Source organism: Nocardia donostiensis, assembly GCF_002081715.1.
In the GTDB taxonomy this organism is placed as follows: Bacteria; Actinomycetota; Actinomycetes; order Mycobacteriales; family Mycobacteriaceae; genus Nocardia; species Nocardia donostiensis.
In genome coordinates this window covers 1-7073 of sequence record NZ_MUKP01000090.1, presented here as the reverse complement: position 1 = coordinate 7073, position 7073 = coordinate 1, and the positions used below count along the sequence as shown (strand labels likewise).

The 7073-nt window shown below is 65.9% G+C and carries 9 protein-coding genes; 1 reads left to right on the top strand and 8 read right to left on the bottom strand.

The window, feature by feature from the left end; translation table 11 throughout:
• From B0T44_RS25630 to B0T44_RS25605, 6 genes are all read right to left on the bottom strand, one after another.
• The coding region (locus B0T44_RS25630) for an aminotransferase class III-fold pyridoxal phosphate-dependent enzyme (protein ID WP_139795366.1) at nucleotides 1-641 on the bottom strand (641 nt) is incomplete at its 3' end.
• Nucleotides 641-1186 (bottom strand): diaminobutyrate acetyltransferase, encoded by a 546-nt coding sequence (gene ectA, locus B0T44_RS25625; RefSeq protein ID WP_077115140.1) that lies wholly within the window; start codon nucleotides 1184-1186, stop codon nucleotides 641-643. The genes B0T44_RS25630 and ectA, both read right to left, overlap by 1 nt.
• Before the next feature lie 189 nt (nucleotides 1187-1375).
• Nucleotides 1376-2404 carry a sensor histidine kinase gene (locus B0T44_RS25620; RefSeq protein ID WP_077114898.1) on the bottom strand — a complete coding sequence of 343 codons (1029 nt, stop codon included), beginning with the start codon at nucleotides 2402-2404 and terminating at the stop codon, nucleotides 1376-1378.
• A gap of 71 nt (nucleotides 2405-2475) precedes the next feature.
• Entirely contained in the window at nucleotides 2476-3186 is a 711-nt protein-coding gene (locus B0T44_RS25615) for a response regulator transcription factor (protein ID WP_077114899.1), read from the bottom strand.
• Between the two features lie 133 nt (nucleotides 3187-3319).
• Complete coding sequence (locus B0T44_RS25610; RefSeq protein WP_077114900.1) at nucleotides 3320-3646, bottom strand: hypothetical protein; 327 nt, start codon at nucleotides 3644-3646, stop codon at nucleotides 3320-3322.
• Between the two features lie 134 nt (nucleotides 3647-3780).
• Nucleotides 3781-4203, bottom strand: a complete 423-nt coding sequence (locus B0T44_RS25605) for a ChaB family protein (protein WP_077114901.1) — start codon at nucleotides 4201-4203, stop codon at nucleotides 3781-3783.
• A 194-nt stretch (nucleotides 4204-4397) separates the two neighbouring features.
• Here B0T44_RS25605 and B0T44_RS25600 point away from each other — a divergent pair, with 194 nt between their 5' ends.
• Nucleotides 4398-4718 (top strand): hypothetical protein, encoded by a 321-nt coding sequence (locus B0T44_RS25600; RefSeq protein ID WP_077115141.1) that lies wholly within the window; start codon nucleotides 4398-4400, stop codon nucleotides 4716-4718.
• 8 nt (nucleotides 4719-4726) lie between these two features.
• Here the strand turns inward: B0T44_RS25600 and B0T44_RS25595 are convergent, their stop codons facing one another.
• Together B0T44_RS25595 and B0T44_RS25590 are read right to left on the bottom strand one after the other, a co-directional pair.
• Complete coding sequence (locus tag B0T44_RS25595; RefSeq protein ID WP_081512708.1) at nucleotides 4727-5755, bottom strand: PP2C family protein-serine/threonine phosphatase; 1029 nt, start codon at nucleotides 5753-5755, stop codon at nucleotides 4727-4729.
• Between the two features lie 172 nt (nucleotides 5756-5927).
• Nucleotides 5928-7073: FAD-dependent oxidoreductase (locus B0T44_RS25590; protein WP_081512707.1), on the bottom strand; the 1146-nt coding region annotated here is incomplete at its 5' end.

Sequence of the window (7073 nt, the reverse complement as noted above, 5' to 3'; positions counted from 1 at the left end):
CCACCCTCGCCCTGCACGGTTTCGACGATGACCGCGGCGGGGCGGTCCACCCCGGAGGAGGTGTCGTCCAGGGTGCGCTCCATCCACTGGAAATCAGTGGTGGTGCCGTCGAAGTAGCCGTCGTAAGGCATCGGGGTGGCGTTGTTGAGCGGCACCCCGGCACCGGCACGTTTGGCGGCGTTACCGGTCACCGACAGCGCGCCCAGGGTCATGCCATGGAAGGCGTTGGTGAAGCTGAGCACCGTCTGCCTGCCGGTCACCTTACGGGCCAGCTTGAGCGCAGCCTCGACGGCGTTGGCGCCGGTCGGACCGGGGAACTGCACCTTGTAGTCCAGTCCACGCGGGGTCAGCAGCGTGTCACGGATGGTCTCGAGCAGCTTGCGCTTGGCCACGGTGGACATGTCCAGGCCGTGGGTGATGCCATCGGAGGTGATGTAGTCGATCAGCGCGCTCTTGAGCAGCGGGTTGTTGTGCCCGTAGTTCAGCGAGCCCGCACCGGCGAAGAAATCCAGGAAGTCCTTGCCGTCCTCATCGCGCAACCAGGCTCCCTGCGCTGTTTCGAAGATGGTCGGCCAGGAGCGGCAGTAGCCGCGCACATTCGATTCCAAAGCATCGAAGATCGTCGTCTCGGGGGTAATCATCAGTGATCCCTTTCGGTGTTACGGGCGATCGGGGCAATGTGGTACAGGTCCTCGGCGGCGTGGCTGTCCGGGAACATGTCCGGTTCGAACAGCGAGCTCTTGGTCATTTGCGCGCCGCGGCGACGAGCCAGCGAGGCGAACATGGCGACCGAGGCGGTGTTGTCCGGCGAGACGGTGGTCTCCAGCTCACGGACACCCGATCCGAGGGGGGTTTCGTTCTCGACTTCTTTGTTATCGGCTTCTTCGTTATCAACAGACGCAGCCAAGGATCCGACCAGGTGATCCAGCATCGCCACACCGAGGCCACGTCCACGCTGGTCGTCGTCGACGGCGACCTGCCAGACGAACAGAGTGCTCGGCGACTCGGGACGCAGGTAGCCGGTTACGAAGCCGACGACCTTGCCGTCCACCTCGGCGACCACCGAGCTGGCAGCGAAATCACGACACCACAGCAGGTAGGCGTAACTGGAATTGACGTCCAGCACCTGGGAGTCCTTCGCGATCTCCCATATCCGGGTCCCGTCCGCGATCCGCGGCTGCCGCAATACAACGGCGCCTGCGGGTGCGGTATTCCCGGTTCCAACTTCCGATCCGCGCGACGGCGGGGTAGAGCCGGTGCTCGTGCCACCGGCGGTCTGCGTGGACAAAGTTTGTAATGACATACAACTCCGATGTCTGCTTGCAGTACTTTCCCAGGCTTACGAATGAACATTGAGGTGGCCTGGTCGAGTTCTTTACGATCGTGTTACAGGCTTATGACGCCCCTCTCTTTCCATGGCGGGCAGCCGGACGCTGAACCGCGCGCCCCCGCCGGGACGCTCGGTGCAGACAACCCGGCCGCGATGGGTCGCTACGGTCTCGGCCACTAGTGCAAGCCCGATACCGGTGCCACCGGTGGTAGAACGGCGGCCGGCGCGTGTGGTGGCGAACCGCTCGAAAATGCGGTCGCGGTCAGCGGCGGGCACCCCCGGTCCCGCGTCGTCGACGTCGATCACCGCGTCGGCTCCCTCACGCCGCACAGTGACGGCAACCACACCGCCGCCATGCCGGTCGGCGTTCTCCAGCAGGTTCACCACGGCACGCTCCAGCTCGAGTTTGCGGCCGAGCACGATCACGTCGTCGGTGACAGTGAGCAGCTCGGCCGGATGCCTGCTGCCGCGCAGAGTGTGAGTGAGCAGATCACCCAGCGACAGCCGATCCGCGTCACCGTGATGCAGCCCTGCTTCCACCCGGGCCAACGCCAGCAGATCGTCGAGCAGTCGGCGCAGGTGGTACACCTCGGCGGTGACCAACTCCAGCGCCCGCTGCGAACGCGGCGGCAGATCGTCTCGGTATCGATTGAGCACGTCGACGCTGGTGGTGAGCGTCGTCAGCGGAGTACGCAGCTCATGGCTGACATCGCCGAACAGGCGATGCTCGCGGTCGATGCGCCGTTGCAGCGAATCGACCATGCGGTTGAAAGAATCCACTGTACTTGCCAAATCCTGATCGCGGGTGTCGGGCAGCCGGATGCCCAGCTCGCCCGACGCGATCCGCGCCGCTGCTTCGGCGACATCGCGCAACGGCTTGAGCGCTCGCCTGCTCACCCACACGCCCACCGCGGCACCGATCAATGCCGCCCCCAGCGCACAGCAGACCAGCAGAAACCGCCGATGCAGCACCCGTTCGGCCAGCGAGCGGTCCTCGTCGCTGAGGATCGCGAACACCGAAAGCACCAGAACCAGCGCCATCAGCCCCGAGGTCGCGGCGAACGCGACCGTCACTCGGCTGCGCAGGCTCCAACGCCCAGGATCGAGCCCTGTACGTGCGCGTCGAGCGCCGGCATCCATCGGGTTCAGCGCTGCACATCGAGCCGGTAACCGAGACCGCGCACCGTTACCACGATCTGGGGATCCGATGGATCACGCTCGATTTTGGTGCGCAACCTGCGCATATGCACATCGACGATGCGCTCGTCGCCGAAGAAACCGTGGTCCCAGACCCGCTCCAGCAAGATTTCGCGGCTGAGCACTCGGCCCGGGCTGTCGGCGAGCTCGCACAGCAGCCGGAACTCGGTCAGCGTGAGGTTGATCTCCTCGTCGCCGCGACGGACAGCACCGCTGTCGGGAGCAAGGATCAACGGGGCGTCGGGGTCGGCATCGAGTACGACCTCCACCGGGGTATCGCGTTCGGCGACCAGCTGCGCGCGGCGGCGCAACGCCCGCATCCGAGCGGTGATCTCCTTGATCTCGAAAGGTTTGGTGACGAAATCGTCGGCGCCTGCTTCCAGCGCAGCGACCACATCGTGAGTATCGTCACGCGCGCTGACCACGATGATCGGCACATCGTGGTCGCGGCGGATCTCCCGGATACAGGTGAAACCGTCCATTCCGCCGAGCATGAGGTCGACGATCATCACATCGGGCACGCCGTTGTTACGCAGATAGGTGAGCGCGTCCTCGGCTTCCTCAGCCTCCGCGACGTCGTAGCCCTCGTCCTCCATGGCCAGGCGCAACGCGCCACGGACCCTGTCGTCGTCTTCCACGATCATCAGGTTCGCGCTCAATTTTCTTATCCCTTGCAGACGCACTCCGAGCGTGCCGCGGTGCGGGTCTCGCATCCCCATACCGACGCGACATCCCGCTTTCTCGAGCAACTTTCCGGTTATAGGGATAACCGGTCCCGGCGTCCGGTAAACGTCAGGGGTGAGCCGACTCACGATCGTTGCTGTGCGCCCGCTCGATGCGGAAGAAATTGCTGGGCGAACCGTCGGCGCGTATCTCCTGGTAGCGGAAGCTCAGATTCCGTGCATCGAAGGTGGCGAACCAATCCTCCCAGGCAACCGGCCGCAATACCGCTCCGCCATAGCGGGGGAAGTCCAAGCGGAGCACACCGACCTTCTCGTCCCCCTCGCTGCCCGGCATGGTCGCCGGGTTGGCGCCACGCTCTTCCGCCCACTGGCGGATGGTCTCATGAGAGGTGGTGACCAGCGTGTCTCCTGGAGCGGCGGATAGGCCACCCTTCATGACGAACCTCCTTGCGGTAGGTGCGTACCTGGTGGATCGCCGGCTCGGTCAGCCGGCGACCGGCTCGCCAGTGTGGTACCCGTGCCGGCGACCGAGCAAACCGGCGGACACCGAGGTGTCCACCGTGTCCTACGTCACCCTCGGCTGCGCGCGTTCGCGCGGCGATTGGTTTTCTTGATCGCGGAGATGAGCTCGTTCTTGTTCATCTTCCAGCGGCCGGTGATCGACAACTGCCCTGCGACCTCGATCAGATGCTTCTTGGAGGCGTTGGCGTTCACACCTTCGGCCGTCGACCCCTTCGCGCCGGGTCCGCCGCTCTTGGAGCGCTCGTCGGAGGGGCCGCGGCGGTCCTTGGCCTCCCAGTGGTCGCCCACCTTCTCATAGCTGTGCTTCAGCGCACTGTAGGCGACTCGATGGGCGCGGGCTTCGCTGCCGTATTCGTCGAGCGCCGAATCGTGTGCCTTGGCGTAGGTGCGCTGGGCTTTTTCATCCGACCGTTGCAGCGTGGCTGGCAGTTCGGACTTTTTGGCGTCGCCACGCTGGGTTGTCTTCGGCATCGCTTACCTCCTCCTCGGTTGCTCTGCGAGCCGGGCGAACACTGCGGATACTCCAGCGTTATCCGATCCGGGTTGTCCGGTACGAGGCGAGTACCCGGGTGTTGCGCGGTCAATCAGCGGGTTCTTCCGATTGACCGGCCCGTCGCCGGGTACCCGGCTCAGCAGCACTGGGTATGGATTGGAAAGGACACGCGATGGTTCCCGGACCGAACGACTCCACCCGTCGGCCTGCTGACCGAGGGCAGTTCCCGGACGAGACGCGGACCTCCCGCACCCATGCGGGTGAGGCGATCGAGGACACCCGTAACTGGCCGGGCATCATCATGGTCGCGCTCGGATTGGTGGGCTTGGCATTGACGCTGACCGCCGCCGGCTACGGCTTCGAGGGCTGGGCGATCATTGCAGGCATCGTCACCGGTGTACTGCTGCTGGGTGGTGTCCTGCTCGTCATCGCCGAACACCGCCGCGTCAAGGCCCACGAGGGGAGCAGGCTCTCAGATCCGCGTGGTCACTGACACGGTGGTCAGCTCTGCGGCGAGCCCAGCGGGACGATCGGCACAAGGGCGACGGTGATGTTGTCGCTGCCGCCCCGGGCGATCGCGTAGTCGACCAGATCCCGGGCCGCCGCCAGCGGAGGCTTGCCGGTGGCGATGGGGGCCAGTGCCTCCGGATCGGGCAGGTAATTCCACAGCCCGTCGGTGCACAACAGCAACACTCCCGGCCCACTGGCTTGGAAGGTGCGCACGCTGCCCGGCGACCACGGTTCCGGTCCTGCGTCCGCCCCCAGCCAGCGCATCAGGGTATGAGCGCGTGGATCGTTCATTGCGGTCTGTTCGTCCATAGCGCCCGCGTCGATCAGCGCCTGCGCCCACGAGTCGTCGACAGTGAGGCGCTGCGACGGCGTCGCCGCCTCGGCCCGGCCTGCGGGCGCAGTATCGGCGGCGAGCCAGTAAGCCCGGCTGTCCCCGACATTGGCGACCGTGATCGCGACCTTGCCGTCGCCGTCGGCGAGCACGATCGCCGACACATAGGTGCACGACGGTGCGTCGCTGTCGACGGCAGCCAGATCGCATACCGCTTCGGCGGCAGCGGCGAGCCCGGCTTCGGCGGCTTGGATCGCGGACCGGTTCCCGGCCAGCGCGGCCAGGCAGGCATCGACCCCGGTCCGCGATGCCGTCCCCGATGCCGCTTGCGGGTTGCGGGAGGAGGACACCCCGTCACAGACGGCGATCACCGTGACCAGTGGTAGCCCCGACGCGTCGTCGACGACGGCAGCAGCGGCGGCGTCCTCGTTATGGGCGTGCACGATACCGCGGTCGGTGATCAGCGTCACCGCGCCGAGATCGTCTTCGGCACGGTCGGGTGCCGGGCTGGTGTTCGCCTCTGCGGGCAGTGCGATACGGCGCACGGTGGGACGCAGCAGATTCGGCATGGTCCGGTCGGGATCGAAACCGGCGGCGCCGCCTTCGGAGTTCGCCGCGGGACCCGACGCGGCGGTGTCGAGGACGCCCGAACGGTTTTCGAGCTGTCCGCTGTTCGATTCGGCGTTCATTGAACCATTCCCGGTGACCACCCACTGTGGTGGTAACCCGTTGTCGCTCTGCGGTTTCGCACACCGCCCCCCTTCATCCGACCGTCCGGTGCTGTCGACCGACGATATTACGGGAGTCGTCGCAGCGGTTCGTCTACCACCCGGATCGATCGAGCCCATCGATTCTGCCGGATCAGCCTCGTTTCCGCACCGCGCCTACCGCCTTACGGGCAGCAACCAGCACCGGATCCCATACCGGGGAAAACGGCGGGGCGTAACCGAGATCGAGGTTCGTCATCTGCTCGACGGTCATCCCCGCGGTGAGCGCGACAGCCGCAATATCGACCCGTTTTCCCGCGCCCTCCCGGCCGACGATCTGCACCCCGAGCAATCTCCCGGTCAGCCGCTCGGCCAGCATCTTGACCGTCATGGGCGCCGGGTCGGGGTAATACCCGGCGCGGCTGGTCGATTCGATGGTTACGGTGACGAACTGCAGCCCGGCGGCGCGCGCGTCCTTTTCGCGTAATCCGGTGCGGGCCACTTCCAACTCGCACACCTTGCTCACCGCGGTGCCGACCACGCCGGGAAACGTCGCGTAGCCCCCGCCGATGTTCGCGCCGATCACCTGGCCGTGTTTGTTGGCGTGTGTGCCGAGTGGAATATGACGGTACATCCCGGACACCAGGTCGAGCACCTCGACACAGTCACCGCCTGCCCAGATATCGGCGTGGCCGCGAACTCGCATCGCGGTATCGGTGAGCAGCCCGCCATATTCCCCCAGCGGCAGGCCTGCGTCCCTCGCGAGCCGGGTCTCCGGCAGCACACCGATACCGAGAACCACGATATCGGCAGGGTATTCGGCGTCTGTGGTGATAACCGACCGCGCCCGGCCGGTGGAGTCTGTTCCGATCTCGGTGACCTCGGCGCCGCCGACGATGCGCACCCCCATATCGTGCATGGCGGTGCGGATCAAGGCGCCCATATCGGGGTCCAGTGTCGACATCGGCTCGACGCCGCGGTTGATGACCGTGACCTCGAAACCGTGCTGGATCAACGCTTCCGCCATTTCGACACCGATATACCCCGCGCCGATGACCACCGCCTGCTTGCCTGCGGCCTGCCCCAGTCCGTCGATGAGCTCCGCACCATCATCGAGGGTTTGCACACCGTACACGCCCGGCGCGTCGATACCCGGCAGGTCGGGCCGGATGGGCCTGGCACCGGTGGCGATGACGAGACGGTCGTAGCCGAGCCAGTTCCGTTCACCCGACTCCAGATCACGGGCATGTACCCGGGCACGGTCGATATCGATCTCGATGACCTCGGTGCGCAACCGCAG

Coding starts and splice junctions, on each gene's coding strand:
- B0T44_RS25610 (WP_077114900.1), bottom strand. CDS start 3,646: ATGAAGGGTGGCCTATCCGCCGCTCCAGGAGACACGCTGGTCACCACC.
- B0T44_RS25605 (WP_077114901.1), bottom strand. CDS start 4,203: ATGCCGAAGACAACCCAGCGTGGCGACGCCAAAAAGTCCGAACTGCCA.
- B0T44_RS25600 (WP_077115141.1), top strand. CDS start 4,398: ATGGTTCCCGGACCGAACGACTCCACCCGTCGGCCTGCTGACCGAGGG.
- B0T44_RS25595 (WP_081512708.1), bottom strand. CDS start 5,755: ATGAACGCCGAATCGAACAGCGGACAGCTCGAAAACCGTTCGGGCGTC.